Annotated in this window: 12 protein-coding genes and 2 pseudogenes; 12 read left to right on the plus strand and 2 right to left on the minus strand. The window is 65.3% G+C overall.

The window, feature by feature from the left end; all coding sequences use genetic code 11:
- Positions 1-74: 74 nt before the first annotated feature.
- The 4 genes and pseudogenes from ku (at position 75) to PAF20_RS13115 (ending at position 4,828) form a co-directional block, all read left to right on the plus strand.
- On the plus strand, positions 75-902 hold the full coding sequence (gene ku / locus PAF20_RS13100; RefSeq protein WP_271071057.1) for a non-homologous end joining protein Ku: 828 nt from the start codon (positions 75-77) through the stop codon (positions 900-902).
- Positions 902-3,361 carry a DNA ligase D gene (ligD, locus tag PAF20_RS13105; protein ID WP_271071058.1) on the plus strand — a complete coding sequence of 820 codons (2,460 nt, stop codon included), beginning with the start codon at positions 902-904 and terminating at the stop codon, positions 3,359-3,361. Before ku ends, ligD begins: the two co-directional genes overlap by 1 nt.
- Before the next feature lie 108 nt (positions 3,362-3,469).
- Positions 3,470-3,670, plus strand: a pseudogene (locus PAF20_RS13110) (PRC-barrel domain-containing protein); the annotation flags it as partial.
- A gap of 66 nt (positions 3,671-3,736) precedes the next feature.
- A pseudogene (locus PAF20_RS13115) lies at positions 3,737-4,828 on the plus strand (type I restriction endonuclease subunit R, EcoR124 family).
- 7 nt (positions 4,829-4,835) lie between these two features.
- Here the strand turns inward: PAF20_RS13115 and PAF20_RS13120 are convergent.
- Complete coding sequence (locus tag PAF20_RS13120; RefSeq protein ID WP_271071059.1) at positions 4,836-5,438, minus strand: recombinase family protein; 603 nt, start codon at positions 5,436-5,438, stop codon at positions 4,836-4,838.
- A 199-nt stretch (positions 5,439-5,637) separates the two neighbouring features.
- Between PAF20_RS13120 and PAF20_RS13125 the strand changes: the two genes are divergently transcribed.
- A complete protein-coding gene (locus PAF20_RS13125) occupies positions 5,638-6,027 on the plus strand; it encodes a hypothetical protein (RefSeq protein WP_271071060.1) in 390 nt (129 codons plus the stop codon).
- Here the strand turns inward: PAF20_RS13125 and PAF20_RS13130 are convergent.
- Positions 5,958-7,388, minus strand: a complete 1,431-nt coding sequence (locus PAF20_RS13130) for a hypothetical protein (RefSeq protein WP_271071061.1) — start codon at positions 7,386-7,388, stop codon at positions 5,958-5,960. The genes PAF20_RS13125 and PAF20_RS13130 overlap by 70 nt on opposite strands.
- A 221-nt stretch (positions 7,389-7,609) precedes the next feature.
- Between PAF20_RS13130 and PAF20_RS13135 the strand changes: the two genes are divergently transcribed.
- The 7 genes from PAF20_RS13135 to PAF20_RS13165 all read left to right on the plus strand — a co-directional run bounded on the left by PAF20_RS13135 (position 7,610) and on the right by PAF20_RS13165 (position 15,941).
- Positions 7,610-8,665, plus strand: a complete 1,056-nt coding sequence (locus PAF20_RS13135; protein WP_271071062.1) for a C4-dicarboxylate TRAP transporter substrate-binding protein — start codon at positions 7,610-7,612, stop codon at positions 8,663-8,665.
- Positions 8,666-8,789: 124 nt separating this feature from the next.
- On the plus strand, positions 8,790-9,296 hold the full coding sequence (locus PAF20_RS13140; protein WP_101500522.1) for a TRAP transporter small permease: 507 nt from the start codon (positions 8,790-8,792) through the stop codon (positions 9,294-9,296).
- A 1-nt stretch (position 9,297) separates the two neighbouring features.
- Entirely contained in the window at positions 9,298-10,635 is a 1,338-nt protein-coding gene (locus PAF20_RS13145) for a TRAP transporter large permease (protein ID WP_271071064.1), read from the plus strand.
- 8 nt (positions 10,636-10,643) lie between these two features.
- Positions 10,644-11,444: an IclR family transcriptional regulator gene (locus PAF20_RS13150; protein WP_271071065.1), complete on the plus strand. Its 801-nt coding sequence runs from the start codon at positions 10,644-10,646 to the stop codon at positions 11,442-11,444.
- 2 nt (positions 11,445-11,446) lie between these two features.
- Entirely contained in the window at positions 11,447-13,561 is a 2,115-nt protein-coding gene (locus PAF20_RS13155; RefSeq protein ID WP_271071066.1) for a 3-hydroxyacyl-CoA dehydrogenase NAD-binding domain-containing protein, read from the plus strand.
- Complete coding sequence (locus PAF20_RS13160) at positions 13,558-14,733, plus strand: acetyl-CoA C-acyltransferase (protein ID WP_271071067.1); 1,176 nt, start codon at positions 13,558-13,560, stop codon at positions 14,731-14,733. The genes PAF20_RS13155 and PAF20_RS13160 overlap by 4 nt, the downstream gene beginning before the upstream one ends.
- An 11-nt stretch (positions 14,734-14,744) precedes the next feature.
- Entirely contained in the window at positions 14,745-15,941 is a 1,197-nt protein-coding gene (locus tag PAF20_RS13165) for an acyl-CoA dehydrogenase family protein (protein WP_271071068.1), read from the plus strand.
- The last annotated feature ends 4 nt before the right edge of the window (positions 15,942-15,945 follow it).

Consider the following 15,945-nt stretch of genomic DNA (forward strand, 5'->3'; position numbering starts at 1 on the left):
ATTTGCGGTCTCAATCTATATCTTTAGGCACTCCGTCTTCATCATGGCGGCGCATCCATAGGGTAAGGACCGGTATGGCACCGCGCGCACTCTGGAAAGGTCAGCTTCGACTGTCGCTCGTCTCCATCCCGGTCGAGATATTCTCGGCCACGAAATCGGGCGCCCGGGTGTCGTTCCGCCAGATCCACAAACCGTCGGGCAAGCGCATACGGTATGAAAAATCCGTTCCCGGTATAGGGCCGGTCAAGACCGAGGACATCGTCAAGGGCTATGAGGTGGATGACGGCGAATACCTCCTGCTGGATCCGGACGAGATCGACGCGATCAAGCTGGAGACGAAAAAGACCTTCGAACTGGTGCAATTCGTCGATGCCTGCGAGATATCACCGATTTATTTCGACAAACCCTATTACATCATGGCCTCCGACGATCTGGCGCAGGACGCGTATCGTGTCGTGCGCGATGCGTTGCGCGACGCCGGCAAGGTGGGTCTGGGTCAGGTCACGATGCGCGGCAAGGAATATCTGGCCGCCGTCAAGCCCTGCGGCGACGGGCTGTTGATGGAGACGCTGCATTACGAGGACGAACTGCGTGAGGCCGATCAGATCTTCACCGACATCGAGGATGAAAAGGTCGACAAGGAATTGCTGGAGGTTGCCACAACCTTGATCGACCGCAAGAGCGCGCCCTTCGACGCGGGTGCCTATCACGACAAATACGCCGAGGCGATGCAGGACCTTCTGGAGGCCAAGATCAAGAACAAGAAAACCCCGCGTGTGCGGGCAGACGATGACGAGGGCGGCGGCGGTGACAATGTGGTCGATTTGATGAGCGCGCTGAAACAGAGCCTCAAGGACGCCGACGGCAAGAAGAAGAAAAAGCCGTCGAAAAAGGCATCCTGATGGCGAAATCCCCCGACCCTCTGGCCGACTACAACGCCAAGCGGGACTTTTCCCGCACCAAGGAGCCACGCGGCCAAGTGGGCGAGGATCGCAAAAAACGCCGCTTTCTGGTGCAAAAACATGCCGCGTCGCGGCTGCATTATGATTTCCGGCTGGAATGGAACGGCGTGCTGCTCAGCTGGGCGGTCACGAAGGGGCCATCGCCCGATCCGGGCGAGAAACGTCTGGCCGTGCGGACCGAGGATCATCCGCTCGACTACGGCGATTTCGAGGGCACGATCCCAAAGGGCGAATACGGCGGCGGCACGGTCATGCTATGGGACACCGGGAGCTGGGTGCCGCAGCAAGATTTCGAGAAGGGCCTGAGCGACGGCAAGCTTAAATTCACCCTGCAAGGGCAGCGGATGAAGGGCGGCTGGGCGCTGGTGCGGATGCGCGGAAAATCAGGCGAGAAACGCGAAAACTGGCTGTTGATCAAGGAGCGTGACGATTACGCTGGTGACGACCCCGACGGATTTACAAGCGGCGATGCGGTTTCGGTCAAGACGGGGCGCACCATGACGCAGATCGCCGAGGATGCGCCTGCCAAAGCCCCGCCAGATCCTGCCCCGGACCGCAGCCGCAAGCGCCCCGCGTTCGTCAAACCGCAGCTTGCGACGCTGGTATCAGACGCGCCCGAGGGCGATGACTGGCTGCACGAGACCAAGTTCGACGGCTATCGCTGCCTTGCCGCGCTCGGCACAGGCGGCACTCGGCTTTATACAAGGTCAGGCAAGGATTGGACCGACAGGTTTCACGCGCTAGATGGTGCATTCGATTCGCTGCCCTGCGACGCGGCCCTGATCGACGGCGAGGTGATGGCGGCACGAATCAACGGCTCGGCATTTTCTTCGCTGCAAAAGGCGTTGAAACAGGGCAACGCGCTGGTCTTCTTTGCCTTCGACCTCTTGCGCATCGACGGCGAGGATCTGCGCAAGCTGCCTCAGATCGAACGCCGCGAACGTCTGGCAAAGTTGCTGTCGGGTGCGCCCTCCGGCGGCCCCCTGCGGCTGAGCGAACATATCGTCGGCAAGGGTCCAGAGGTGTTCGCCAATGCCTGCAAGGCGGGTGCGGAGGGGATCATCAGCAAACGCATTGACGCCCCCTATCGAAGCACCCGCAGCAAGGCGTGGCGCAAGGTCAAATGCACCCGCCGACAGGAATTCGTGATCGTGGGTTATTCGCCGTCCGACAAGGCCGGGCGGCCCTTTGCCTCGCTTCTTCTGGCCAGCCACGAGGGTGGCGCGCTGCGCTACAAGGGCAGGGTCGGCACCGGGTTTTCCGACGCTGTGATGGAGGCCGTGGCCCGGGAGATGACCGCGCGCAAGAATCCGCCCTGCCACGATGTCCCGGATGACATCGCGCGGGAGGCGCAGTGGGTGCGCGCCGATCTGGTGGCCGAGGTCGAGTTCACCGAATTCACCGGCGACGGCTATGTGCGTCATGCCAGCTTCCTCGGCCTGCGCGACGACAAGAAAGCCGACGACGTGCGACTAGAGGCACCGATGACCGACGATACCGAAACCACCGTTCAGGGCATCCGCATCAGCAATGCGGACCGCCCCGTGTTCCCCGACGCAGGCTGCACCAAGGGCAACGTGGCGCGGCATTACGCGCAGGTCGGCGAACGCATGATCGCGCTCGCCGGACACCGTCCCCTGTCGCTCTATCGCTGCCCGTCCGGCATTTCCGATCCGTGCTTCTTCCAGAAACACGATGTCGGCGGGATGCCCGGTGAACTGTCGCGCGTCAGCATCGAGGAAAGCGACGGCGACAGCGCCGATTACCTCTATGCCACGCGGACCGAAAGCCTGATCGCCGCCGCGCAGATGGGCAGCATCGAGTTCCACATCTGGGGTGCGCGGACCGACCGGCTGGAACGTCCCGATCGGCTGGTGTTCGATCTCGATCCCGACGAGGGGCTGGGTTGGACCGATGTGCAGGAGGCGGCCTTCGATGTGCGCGATATGCTGGCAAGTCTGGGTTTGCAAAGCGGCGCCATCGTCACCGGCGGCAAGGGCGTGCATGTCTGGCTGGCACTGCGGCGCACCCGCGGCTGGGACAGTGTTAAACTGTTCGCCAAGACCTTCGCGCATGTGATGGCGGCGCGCGCGCCCGACCGTTACACCGCCACCATGTCGAAATCGAAACGCCGGGGGCGCGTCTTCATCGACTGGCTGCGCAACGAACGCGGCGCGACGGCAATCGCCCCCTATTCCCTGCGCGCCCGCCCCGGCGCCCCCGTGGCCGTGCCGGTGACATGGGACGAATTGAAGGACCTGGAGGGGGCTAACAGCTTCTCGATGGCTGATATGGCCGCGCGGCTGGAGGCGGATTGCCCGGCGGCGCAGGTCCAGGACAGCTTGCAGAGCCTGAGCGATGGCGTGATCGACGCGCTTCAGGCTTTTGCAGAGAATTGAAAGATACCATTTCCAAATCGACTCCGGCAAAATGCCGCCATCCTGGACACGCGGGGCGGAACCCGGCGGTATGGTTCTCGGTTCGTCCCGCAGTATGAGGAAGATCAAATGGACAATTCCGCACATGCAAGTCTCGTCTCATCCGACGATGTGGACGGGACCGACGTCTATGGTAACGATGGTGCCCACATCGGCACAATCGACCACCTCATGATCGACAAGCAATCCGGCAGGGTCGCCTACGCCGTGATGGGCTTTGGCGGTTTTCTGGGGCTCGGCGAAGACCATCATCCGGTCCCGTGGGGAAAGGCGATCACACTCTTCGGCAACGCCAATACCAAGAACGTCGTTCTGGAAAAGAGTTACTCAGAATACATGGAAGGTTTTACGGACCAGACGACCGGCGAGGCGAGGCGAGGCTTTGTCGATGTCGTACGTGAGCTGGAAGAGCGTTTCCCGGACCCCTCCACCATCGAGAAGGAAGCAGACAAGAAGGCCTTTGCGAAGCTGTTCGGCGAGTATCTCCGTGTTGAGAATATCCTTCAGAATTATGATGAATTCTCCAGCCTAAGAGAGCTTCAGGAGATTGACGAGAGTGACGCCGAAGCGGTGAGAGCGTTCAAGGAACGGCATCATCTCAGTGATGATGAAATTGACGAGCTCAAGAGCATCGAGATGCCTGCTGACCGAAAGGTCCAAGATTACCGTTCAACCTATAATGACATTCGGGATTGGCTTCGCCGCGAAAAGGCGAGCGCCGAGCAGGTTGAGTCAACGATCGACTGGGATGATGTCGTTTTTGAAGTCGATCTCTTGGAGTCCCAGGAAATCAATCTGGATTACATCCTCGAGCTAATCTTCGAGCACAACAAAAAAACGAAGAGCAAATCAGAGCTCGTTGGCGAAGTTCGCCGTGTCATCCGCGCCAGTATTGGCAACCGCGCGAAAGAAAGTCTCATCGTCGATTTCATCAATCAGACAAACCTTGACGAACTGGGGGACAAGGCCGGGGTGATTTAGGCGTTTTTTGCCTTCGCACAAGCCGAGCAACGCCGGGAAGCGGAAGAACTGATAGCGGATGAAAAATTGAACTCGGATGCCGCCAAGCGCTACATCGCGACGTCGGTCAAACGCGAATATGCGAGCGAAAACGGCACGGAGTTGAACTCGATCCTACCAAAAATGAGCCCGCTCAATCCACAATACTTGACCAAAAAACGAGATGTGTTCCACGCATCTCTGCGTTCGTTGAAAAGTTCAAGGGCGTTGGCGGGAAAATTTAGGCGTGTTGATGATCGATGGTCAAGAACCACTGTATACCAAATATGGTTATCTATGCAGGTGCGTCTCGAACGTCCGGTTTCGGGTGGGGCCTTAGTCCGTTTGCGTCCGCAGCGAACTTCCGCTTTCCGCCCTTCGGGTTGCCGTAGCCGTGCCCGCGGGGCGCTTATTGCACAGGCGCAGTGACGATCCTCTACCGCGCGGCTGATGAGGCTCCATCGGCGCCCGGTATCCGCTGCAGGACGCGATACACGGTCGGCCGCGAGACGGCGAACAGCTCCGCCAGATCGGTGATCGAATAATCGCCCGTGTCATACATGCGGCGCAACTCCGTCTGACGGCGATCCGAGAGCTTGGGCTTCTTGCCCTTCAGCTTTCCTTTGGCGCGCGCAACCGCCATGCCTTCCCTGGTGCGCATGCGTATCAGGTCAGCCTCGAACTCGGCGAACGTGGCCAGGATGTTGAAGAACATCCTGCCCATCGGATCGGTCGGATCGTGGACCGATGCTCCCAATGCCAGTTTGACCCCGCGCGTCGCCAACTCGTCGGCGATGGCGCGGGCGTCCGGGACCGACCGCGCCAGCCGGTCGAGCTTCGGGACGACAAGCGTGTCGCCTTCACGGACTGCGGCCAGGGCCTGCGCGAGACCCGGCCGCTCCCGGTTGGTGCCCGTCAGGCCATGATCGGTATAGATCCGGTCTTCCGCCACATCGAGATCGAGGAGCGCGACCCGCTGCGCGGCGAGGTCCTGCTTGTCGGTCGAGCAGCGGGCGTAGCCAATGCGGGTCTCTGACATGGGTGCCTCCTGGTCATGACGAGGCCGCGCACAGAGCGGACCGTGCCCGAATGTAACACTAAAGGCCCCATCAATGATACCATAAACGTACCAATCAAATGAGAATGACTTCCGCCATCAAACGCAGAAATCTACAGGGAGCCGCGCCGCATTCTCAGACCGTCCGGTGAACCATCCCCTTGCGGACGGGAAGACCATCATGACGGAGGGACCGGAGGATGGGGCCGGACAGGGCGGACGCCGCCCGCCGCATGGCCCTGCGGCGCCCGCACCTCCACCATCAAGGGTGGCAGCCGGGGCGGGCCTCCCGATGCGGACCGCGCGCCGCTGGCCGGCCCGCGACCGGGCGGATGGGCCGGCAGGCCCTGCACGTCCGATCCGGCCGGAAGCCGGGACGCGCATCTTCCCGAAGGAGATGGTCGAACTGATCGAGGGTCTGGCCCTTCTCGATCCGCAGCCCTCGGTCGCCAGCATCCATCGCGCCGTTGTCCAAGTGGCAGAAGAAAAGGGGGGCGAGCCTCACATCAGGCCCGATTGCACGAGCAGCGCCATCCCGATCGTCCACAGGGCCAGCCCTGACAGGCAGTAGAGCCCGTTCCAGCGGAAGCCCACGACCGCCGCGGGCCGTCCGACCAATGCGCCGGCATAGACCACCGTCGTCATCAGCGGCGTGAAGCCCATGACGCAGCTCCAGGTTCCCGCAAGGCACAGCGCCGCGGCCGCATCGCTCAGTCCCGGCACGTCCAGTTGCGTCACGAGGCCGCCCAGGACGGAGGCCGTGATGATCGGGTTCACCCCTGCCGTGGCCAGCGCGAACATGGAGAGGTTGAGCAGGACGACCATCTGCCAGGGGGCCCCGATCAGCGCGGCGACCAGCGCCTGCACCCGGTCGATCGGCAGCAGTTCCAGCGCCAGCACCGACAGAAGCCCCGCCGAGGCGAAGACGCCGATCTCGGCGGCGGCCAGGGGAAAGCGCCGGATCGTCCCGGCGGTGGCGCGGCGCATCGCGGCACCCGCGCGGCCCGGACCGCCGCGCCCGATCCGCGCCGCCCAAGCCAGGCTGTAGCCCGGCACGGCGATCAGCAGCGCCTGCTGGAACTGCAGCCCGGTGGCCGCGTGCAGCCCGAAGACCAGCCCAGCCAGCAGCGCCACATGCATCACCAGCAGCGCAACCCCGCCCCGGTCGGCGGCATCCGGTCGAGGGGCTGCCCGCGACGTAAGCGGGATGCGCGGCGCCCCCGCCCAGTCCAGAAACCAGCCCCAAGCAAGGAACAGCGCCGCTGCCAGCAACCCCGCAGGCCCGATGTCGGCGTATTCCAGTTCGGGCATCGCCAGCAGCAGGGCGTTCAACCCAAGCCCGATGGGCGACCAGAGCGGGGCCAGCGCAAAGCCGCGCAGCACGGCTGTCGTTATCCGGCGCAGCCGCCATTCCCGCAAATCCGGGGGCAGATGCGCGCTCGTTTCCTCCAGCGACCGCCGCGTCATGTCCAGCAGCAGCGCGATGCCGCCGAGATTGATCAGGACGCCGAAGACATGGCCGCCGAAGTTCATTGCCAGATAGCGCCGGCCGGGCGGGCGGGTCGTGAGATAGCGTCCGGCGCGGACGACCTCGGGTGCCTCCGAGGCAACCACCCGCAGCGCGCCCAGAAGCGCCAGCAGCGCTGCCAGGAAAGCCATCCGCTCAAGCCCCCGGGACAGCGTCTCGATGTCGATGCCGCACACCATTGCCGCGGCCAGTAGCAGGGCGCAAAGGCCGACGGTCAACCACGTGGCGATAGTAAACTGCCGCCAGCACAGGACAAGAAAGACCGCCAGCGCCGCGCCGGCGGTCAGGCCGATGGCGGCAGAGTGGATGAAGATGCCGGCAAGGGACGCCAGAATGACGACGATGATGCAGCCCTGTGCGACCAACGTGCGGGCAGAGCGTTCCGGCGGGGGAAAAGGCTGCATTCAGGCGGGCGTCCGGGCAGCGGGCGTGCGCAGCCGGCCGCAGTAGAGCCAGGCATCGTGGCCGGAAATGAAGACGACGCCCTCTCCCGCCAAGTTGAACACGACTCTTTATCCTTTCTGCGAAGCCTCCGCGCCACTCTCGCAAATTTTCTCGAGGCGACGCAAGTTTGTTCCAATGTATGGCACAATGTGCTACTAATTGGAACGGGAGGAGAATCATCATGCGCTTTCTGACGACAAGTTTCCTGACCCTCGGCCTGCTCTGCTCGGCCTCGTCCGCGGCGATGGCCATGACGCTGATCTACGGCGAGGCCGGTCCCAACCGCGGCGTGCGCGCCGAGGCCACGCAGTGGTTCGTCGACCAGGTCGCCGAACGGACAAACGGCGAACTCACCATCGACGTGAACTGGGGCGGCGCGCTGTTTTCCGAGAAGGTCGCCGTTCAGTCGATCCGGGATGGTGTCGCCGACATGGGCTCGGTCATTGGGGTTTATTTTCCGCAGGACATGATCGCCTATGGCCTGGCCGACCTGCCGATTCCAAACCCCGATCCTTGGGTGGGAATGAAGGCCACTGACAAGCTGATGCGCGAGAACGCGCAGATCAGGGAGAACCTGGCCAGCCAGAACCTGGTCTATATCGGCACCTATACCACATCGGCCGTGCAGGTCGGGTGCAAGGGCGCGACCATCGAGTCGCTGGACGACGTCAAGGGTCTGAAGATCCGCGGCGTCGGCGCCTATGGCAAGGTTTTCCACGACCTTGGCGCGACCCCGGTCGACATGTCGGTCTACGAGGCGTTTCAGGGGCTGGACACGGGCCTGATCGACTGCACCCAGACCTATCCCTATCTGGTCGAGGCGCTGAAGTTCGACGAGGTCTTCGACAGCTATACCGAGCTGGATTTCGGCCAGATCGGCGCCCTTGGCATCATGATGAACAAGGACAGCTTCGACGCGCTGACGCCCGAGCAGCAGACCGCGATCATGACCGCGGGCGAGGGGCTGGCCGATGAATTTGCCCGCATCCTGACCGACGCCAACGCCCGCTCTGTCAAGATTCTGGAAGATCAGGGCACTCCGGTCCTGAAGATCTCGGACGAGGATCGCGCGCGTCTGGCCGAAGGCGGCAAGAAATATGTCGGCGAGTGGATCGAGCGCGCGAATGCTGCGGGTCTCGACGGTCAAGGGCTGGTGGACGAATACACCGCGCTGATCGTGGAATACACCAAGCAGCGCGACGAGCAGGGCTATCCCTGGGCGCCCAAGGCCAACTAAGCCCCGCCTGACCTGACAGAAGCGGGCGCGCCGATCCCCACGCGCGCCCGTTTTCCGGCCCGACCGCCATCGGTCCCGGCCATCCCTTGATCGAACCCGTCCGACCGGACCCGGAGGTGCGACCATGAAGGCCATCGAACGTATCCTGCTTGAATTCGCGGTCGTCTCGACCCTGGCGCTGACGCTGGCGATCAGCGCCAATGTGATCGGCCGCCAGTTCTTCGGCTGGAGCGTGCCCGACATCGTCATCATCGTCCGCGAGCTGATGATCCCCACCATCGTCTTTCCGCTGGCGGCGGCCACGGCCAGCCGCGCCCATATCGCCGTCACCTTCGTCACCGACCGCATGTCGCCGCGGATGCGGGGCCGGCTGATCGTTTTCGGCTGGATCATCGCGCTGCTGGCCGTGCTGCCGCTGATCTATGCCAGCTGGCGCAACCTTGCCGGATCGTGGCGGTCGAACGAGTTCTATGACGGGCTTCTGGGCATCCCGCGCTGGCCCATGAAGCTGGCCTTTCTTCTGGGCCTTGTGATCATGACGATCCGGCTGGCGCTGGTCGCGCTGGAAGACGCGCTGGAACTGCGCCGCACCGGGACCGTCACCACCCACACCGAAGAGGAGTCCGTCTGAGATGGATCCAGCAACCATCGGACTTGTCGCCTTCGGAATGGTCATCGTGCTGCTGGCGCTGCGCGTGCCGATCGCCTTTGTGCTGGCCGGCGTGGCGACCGTGGGCACTTTCCTGATCTATGCCTTCCGCAGCGGCAGCTTTGCCCCGGAACGCGCCATCAACCCGACCTCGTCCATGGTCGTGAACAGCTTTTTCGAGCTGATCCACTCCTATGACCTGTCTATGATCCCGCTCTTCGTGGCGCTGGGCAACATCGCCTATCACACCGGCATCACCACCCGCATCTATGACGCGGCCAATGTCTGGCTACGCCGGGTGCCGGGGGGCGTCAGCGTCGCCTCGCTGATGGGCTGCGCCGGGTTCTCGGCCATTTCGGGGTCGTCGATCGCCTGCGCCTCGACCATGGGGCGGATCTGCGTGCCGGAGATGCTGCGGCTGGGCTATAACCCGCGGCTCGCCACCGCCTCGGTCGCGGCGGGGGGCACGCTGGGGTCGCTGATCCCGCCCTCGGTGCTGTTCATCCTGTATGGCATCTTTACCGAGACCTCGATCAGCAAGCTGTTTCTGGCCGGCATCCTGCCCGGTCTTCTGACGCTGGGGGGCTATGTCATCGTCGTCTTCTGGTGGGTGTCGCGCGATCCGTCCGCGGCGCCGGTGGACCCCACGCCGCTGGTCCGGGGGGCGCGGCTGCGGGCGGCGGTGTCGGCCTGGCCGGCGCTGGTGCTGTTCACCGTCATCATCGGCGGCATCTATGGCGGCATCTTCACCGCGACCGAGGCGGCGGCGGTCAGCGTCCTGCTGACCATTCTGATCGGCTTCGCCGAACGCTCGCTAAGCCTGCGGTCCATGTGGATCGCGATCCGCGAAAGCCTGATCCAGACCGCCGCCATCTTCCTGATCGCCGCCTGCGCCAAGATCTTCGTGTCCTTCGTCGCGCTGACCGGGGCGGCGGGCATGGTGTCGCAATGGGTGGCCGATGCCGGGCTGTCGCCGCTGCTGCTGATGGTGGCGATCTCGGTGCTGTATATCTTTCTGGGCATGTTCCTCGACCCGGTGGGGATCATCGTGCTGACCTTGCCCTTCGTGATCCCGATGGTCGACAATCTGGGCATGGACCTGATCTGGTTCGGGGTGATCGTGGTCAAGCTGCTGGAAATCGGGTTGATCACGCCGCCTGTGGGCCTGAACGTCTTTGTCATCGGCAACGTCACCGGGCGGGATATCACCGTGGACCAGATCTTTGCCGGGGTGATGCGCTTCCTGGCGATGGATATTGTGGTGCTGGCCATCCTGATCCTGGTGCCCGCCATCTCGACCCTGATCCCGAACGGCTTGTGAGGCAGGCGATGACCGAGCAGAACGATCCCCGCTTTGCGACCACCCTGGCCCGGGGGCTGTCGGTTCTGCGCGCCTTCCGCGTCACCGATGACGGGTTGAGCAATGCCGAGATCGCGCAGCGCACGGGGCTGCCGAAATCGACCGTCTCGCGGCTGACCTTCACCTTGCTTGAGCTGGGCTATCTGGTCCAGTCGTCCCGCGACGACCGGTTCCGGCCGGGGCCGACGCTGGTCGCGGTGGGCCATGTCGCGGCGGCCTCGCTGTCCTTCCTGGTGCCGGCGCATGAGCTGATGCAGGATCTGGCCGACGATACCGGGACGCTGGTCGTGCTGGCGGTGCGCGACGCCGACAAGCTGGTGCTGATCCGCACCTGGCGGCCGCGGCGCGTGGCCTCGATCTGGCTCGAGGTCGGGCAGCGGATTCCCTTGCAGCCCTTCTCCTCCTGGCGGGCCTTCATCGCCGCGACCAGCCCGGCCGAGATCGAGCGCATAGCTGACGAGCTTCTGCCGGACGCGCAGGCGCTGCACGCGATGATGGACCACCGGCCGCAGGCGCATGACGAACTGGCGCAGCGCGGCTTTGTCTCGACCCCCGCCGGCGGCGGGACGTCGGCCGCCTATAACGCCGTCTCGGTGCCCTTCCGCAGCAGCAATCTGGCCGAGCCAGTGGTATTCACCTGCGGCGCGTTGCCGCGCGAGGCCCCGATCGAGCGGATGGAGAGCGCGGTCGGGCCGCAGCTCGCCACCGCCGTCCGCACCCTGGAACGCTTGACAGGACAGGCCCCCGGCCTGATCCGCATGGAGGCCTGACCATGGCTGAACCGACCCCCGTCACCTATCGCCGCGAGGGCGAGATCGGCTTTATCGAGGTCGACGACCCGCCTGTCAACGCGCTGTCCGCGGCCGTCCGGCAAGGGCTGGCCGAGGCCATCGACCGCCTGGCCCAAGACCCCGAGGCGCGGATCGCAGTGCTGTTCTGCGCCGGCCGGACCTTCATTGCCGGGGCCGATATCTCGGAATTCGGCAAGCCGCCGGTGCCGCCTGGCTTGCCCGATGTCGTCGCCGCCATCGAGGCTTCGGACAAGCCCGTGGTCGCGGCGCTGCACGGCACGGTTCTGGGCGGCGGGCTAGAGGTCGCCTTGGGCGCCCATTACCGCGTCGCGGTGCCGGGCACCCGGATGGGCCTGCCCGAAGTCACGCTGGGCCTGCTGCCCGGCGCCGGTGGCACCCAGCGCCTGCCGCGCGTCGTCGGGGTCGAGGCGGCGATCGAGCTTGTCACTTCTGGCCGTCAGATCGGCGCGGACCGCGCGCTGGAACTGGGGCTGATCGACACCCTGGCCGACGCGACTGCCCCCGTTAAGGCGGGCGCGGCCGAGGCGCGGCGGCTGCTGGGTCAGGGCGCGGGGCCGCGCCGTCTGGCGCAGGCCGACGCCCCCACGGTGGACGCGGCGGCGGTCGAGGACGCGCGCCGAAAGGTGGCGAAATCCGCGCGCGGGCAGGTCGCCCCGATGCGCGCGCTGGACACCATCGTCGAAGGTCTGGCGCTGCCCTTTGCCGAAGGCATGGCGCTGGAGCGCCGCGCCTTCACCGACCTGATGCAGACGCCCGAGCGCGCGGCCCTGATCCACGCCTTTTTCGCCGAACGCCGCGCCGCGCAGCAGGACGACCTGAAGGGCGTCAGCCCGCGCCGTCTGGACCGCGTCGGCATCATCGGCGGCGGCACCATGGGCCAAGGCATCGCGGCGGCGGCGCTGACCGCAGGGCTGGACGTGACGCTGGTTGAACGGGATGCGGCCTCGGCCGACAAGGCCGCCGCTGGCATCGGCCGGATGCTGGACGGCGCCGTCAAGCGCGGCAAGCTGGCGGCCGAGGCGCGCGACCAGATGCTGTCGCAGGCCTTCCGCGCCGTCGCAAGCTATGACCCGCTGGCACAGGTCGATCTGGTGATCGAGGCGGTGTTCGAGGATCTGGACGTCAAGCGCGAGGTGTTCCGCACCCTGGACGGCATCTGCCGTCCCGGCGCGGTGCTGGCGACGAATACGTCGTATCTGGACGTGAACCTGATCGCGCAGGCGACCGCGCGCCCGCAGGACGTCATCGGGCTGCATTTCTTCTCGCCCGCCAACGTGATGCGGCTGCTGGAGATTGTCGTGGCGGACTGCACTGCCCCGGACGTGGTGGCGACCGCCTTTGCGCTGGCCAAGCGGATGGGCAAGATCGGCGTGCGCTCGGGCGTTTGCGACGGCTTCATCGGCAACCGGATGCTATTGGCCTATCGCACGGCGGCCGACCACATGGTGCTGGACGGCGCCTCGCCTTACGACGTCGATCAAGCGATTGTCGGCTTCGGCTTCCCGATGGGTCCCTATCAGGTGGGCGACCTTGCCGGGCTGGACATCGCCTATGCCACCCGGCAGCGGAAGGCGCCCACCCGCGATGCGCGTGAGCGGGTGCCGGTCTTCGCCGACCGGCTGGTCGAGGCGGGACGTCTAGGCCGCAAGACCGGGCGCGGCTATTACATCTATGACGACCAGTCCCTGCAGGGCCGCCCCGACCCCGAGATTGCAGAGATGCTGGACGGCATCCGCCGCGAGCTAGGGATTACCCCGCGCAGCTTCACGCCCGAGGAGATCCAGTCTCGCTACATGGCGGCAATGGTGAATGAAGGCGCCAGGATCCTGGAGGAAGGCATCGCCGCTCGCGCCTCGGACATCGACGTGGTGCTGCTGCATGGCTACGGCTTTCCGCGCTGGAAGGGCGGGCCGATGCACTGGGCCGACGCGCAGGGGCTGGACCCGATCCGCGCCGACATCGCCCGCTTTGCCGCCGAAGACCCCTATTTCTGGCAAATCTCGCCGCTGCTGGACCGGCTTGCGGATCAGGGCGGGAGATTTGCCGACGCCAACACTGGAAAGGACGCGACATGAAAGACGCCGTCATCGTCTCGACCGCCCGCACGGGCATCGGCAAGGCCGGCCGGGGCAGCCTGAACCTGACCCATGGCGCGACCATGGGCGGCCGCATCGCCTCGGTCGCGGTGGAACGCGCGGGCATCGACCCGGCGCTGATCGAGGACAGCATCTGGGGCTGCGGCTATCCGGAATACGTCACCGGCGGCAACATCGCCCGCCAGATCGTCATCCGCGCGGGCCTGCCGGTCAGCATCGCGGGTGCCACCGTGAACCGCTTCTGCGCCTCGGGGCTGCAGGCGCTGGCGATTGGCGCCCATATGGTGCAGGTCGAGGGAGCGCAGGCGATCCTGACCGGCGGCGTGGAATCGATCAGCCTGGTGCAGCCGCCGCCCCGCCCTTCGCGCGAGGCCTGGATCGAGGCGCACAAGCCCGACCTCTATCTGCCGATGATCGACACCGCCGACATCGTCGCCGAACGCTATGGCGTCAGCCGCGAGGCGCAGGACGAATACGCGCTGCGCTCGCAACAGCGCATCGCCGCCGCCCAGCAGGCGGGGCTGTTCGCGGACGAGATCATCCCCCTCGACGTGACCCGCGCCGTGCTGGACAAGGCCACGGGCGAGAGCCGGAACGAGGACGTCACCTTCACCATGGACGAATGCAACCGTCCCTCGACCACGCTGGAGGCGCTGGCCGCGCTGAAGCCGGTCAAGGGCGAGGACCGCTTCGTCACCGCCGGCAACGCCTCGCAACTGTCCGACGGCGCCGCGGCGCTGGTGGTGATTGAGGGCGATCTGGCCGTGCGCGAGGGGGTGACGCCGCTGGGCGCCTTTCGCGGCTTTGCCGTCGCCGGCTGCGAGCCGGACGAGATGGGCATCGGCCCGGTCTTTGCCGTGCCGCGCCTGCTGGAACGCGCCGGGCTGACGGTCGAGGACATCGACCTGTGGGAGCTGAACGAGGCTTTCGCCAGCCAGGCGCTGTATTGCCGCGACCGGCTGGGCATCGACCCGGACCGCTTCAACGTGAATGGCGGCTCGATCGCCATCGGCCACCCCTTCGGCATGACCGGCGCGCGCATGGCGGGCCACATCCTGTTGGAGGGCAAGCGGCGCGGCGCGAAATGGGGCGTCGTCACCATGTGCATCGGCGGCGGCCAGGGTGCTGCCGGCCTGATCGAGATTTTCTGAGGGGAACCACCATGGACATGAGCTTTTCGCCCGACGACCAGGCCTTTCGCGCCGAGGTCCGCCAGTTCCTTCAGGACCGCTTGCCCAAGCGGCTGTCGGAAAAGGTCCGGCTGCAGCAGGAACTGACCAAGGCCGAGATCGAGGAATGGCACGCGGTCCTGAACGAAAAGGGCTGGCTGGCCGGGAACTGGCCGCGCGAATTCGGCGGCGCCGGCTGGACCGCGATCCAGCGCCACATCTTTGACGAGGAAAGCGCGCTGGCCAGCGCCCCCCGCGTCCTGCCCTTCGGCATCGCCATGCTGGGGCCGGTGCTGCAGAAATTCGGCAGCAAGGAACAGCAGGACCGCTTTCTGCCGCGCATCCTGAACGGGCAGGACTGGTGGTGTCAGGGCTATTCCGAACCCGGCGCGGGATCGGACCTCGCCTCGGTCAAGACGACGGCGGTGCGCGACGGCGACGACTATATCGTCAACGGCCAGAAGACATGGACCACGCTGGGCCAGCACGCGAACTGGATCTTCTGCCTCGTGCGGACCGATCCCACCGCCAAGGCGCAAGAGGGGATCAGCTTTCTGCTGATCGACATGACCAGCCCCGGCATCACCGTGCGCCCCATCGTGCTGCTGGACGGCACGCCCGAGGTGAACGAGGTGTTTTTCGACGACGTCCGGGTGCCGGCGGAAAACCTTGTGGGCGAGGAAAACAAGGGCTGGACCTATGCCAAATATCTGCTGACGCATGAACGCACGAACATCGCCGGCGTGGGCTTCGCCACGGCGGGCCTCGCGGCGCTGAAGCGCATCGCGCGGGCGCAGCAGGCCCATGGCAAGCCGCTGATCGAGAACCCGCTATTTGCCGCGCGTCTGGCCGAGATCGAAATCGACCTGATGGCCATGGCGACCACCAACCTGCGGATGCTGGCGCAGGCGGCGGCCGGGCAGGTGCCGGGGGCGGAAAGCTCGATGCTGAAGCTGAAGGGAACCCAGATCCGGCAGGCGATCAACGACCTGACCCGCCGCGCGGTCGGCCCCTGGGCGCTGGCCTTTCCGTCCGAGGCGGTCGAGGGCGCGAATGACCACCTGCCCCCCGGCCCGCCCGAGGCGGCAGCCGCGACCCGCGCCTATCTGAACAACCGCAAGCTGTCGATCTATGGCGGCTCGAACGAAATCCAGCGGGGGATCATCGCGAAATCCCTGCTGGGCCTTTAAGGGG

Source organism: Paracoccus albus (genome assembly GCF_027913035.1).
GTDB classification, from domain to species: Bacteria; Pseudomonadota; Alphaproteobacteria; order Rhodobacterales; family Rhodobacteraceae; genus Paracoccus; species Paracoccus albus.

Coding starts and splice junctions, on each gene's coding strand:
- PAF20_RS13160 (WP_271071067.1), top strand. CDS start 13,558: ATGAAAGACGCCGTCATCGTCTCGACCGCCCGCACGGGCATCGGCAAG.
- ku (WP_271071057.1), top strand. CDS start 75: ATGGCACCGCGCGCACTCTGGAAAGGTCAGCTTCGACTGTCGCTCGTC.
- PAF20_RS13135 (WP_271071062.1), top strand. CDS start 7,610: ATGCGCTTTCTGACGACAAGTTTCCTGACCCTCGGCCTGCTCTGCTCG.
- PAF20_RS13120 (WP_271071059.1), bottom strand. CDS start 5,438: ATGTCAGAGACCCGCATTGGCTACGCCCGCTGCTCGACCGACAAGCAG.
- PAF20_RS13150 (WP_271071065.1), top strand. CDS start 10,644: ATGACCGAGCAGAACGATCCCCGCTTTGCGACCACCCTGGCCCGGGGG.
- PAF20_RS13140 (WP_101500522.1), top strand. CDS start 8,790: ATGAAGGCCATCGAACGTATCCTGCTTGAATTCGCGGTCGTCTCGACC.
- PAF20_RS13145 (WP_271071064.1), top strand. CDS start 9,298: ATGGATCCAGCAACCATCGGACTTGTCGCCTTCGGAATGGTCATCGTG.
- PAF20_RS13125 (WP_271071060.1), top strand. CDS start 5,638: ATGACGGAGGGACCGGAGGATGGGGCCGGACAGGGCGGACGCCGCCCG.
- ligD (WP_271071058.1), top strand. CDS start 902: ATGGCGAAATCCCCCGACCCTCTGGCCGACTACAACGCCAAGCGGGAC.
- PAF20_RS13155 (WP_271071066.1), top strand. CDS start 11,447: ATGGCTGAACCGACCCCCGTCACCTATCGCCGCGAGGGCGAGATCGGC.
- PAF20_RS13165 (WP_271071068.1), top strand. CDS start 14,745: ATGGACATGAGCTTTTCGCCCGACGACCAGGCCTTTCGCGCCGAGGTC.
- PAF20_RS13130 (WP_271071061.1), bottom strand. CDS start 7,388: ATGCAGCCTTTTCCCCCGCCGGAACGCTCTGCCCGCACGTTGGTCGCA.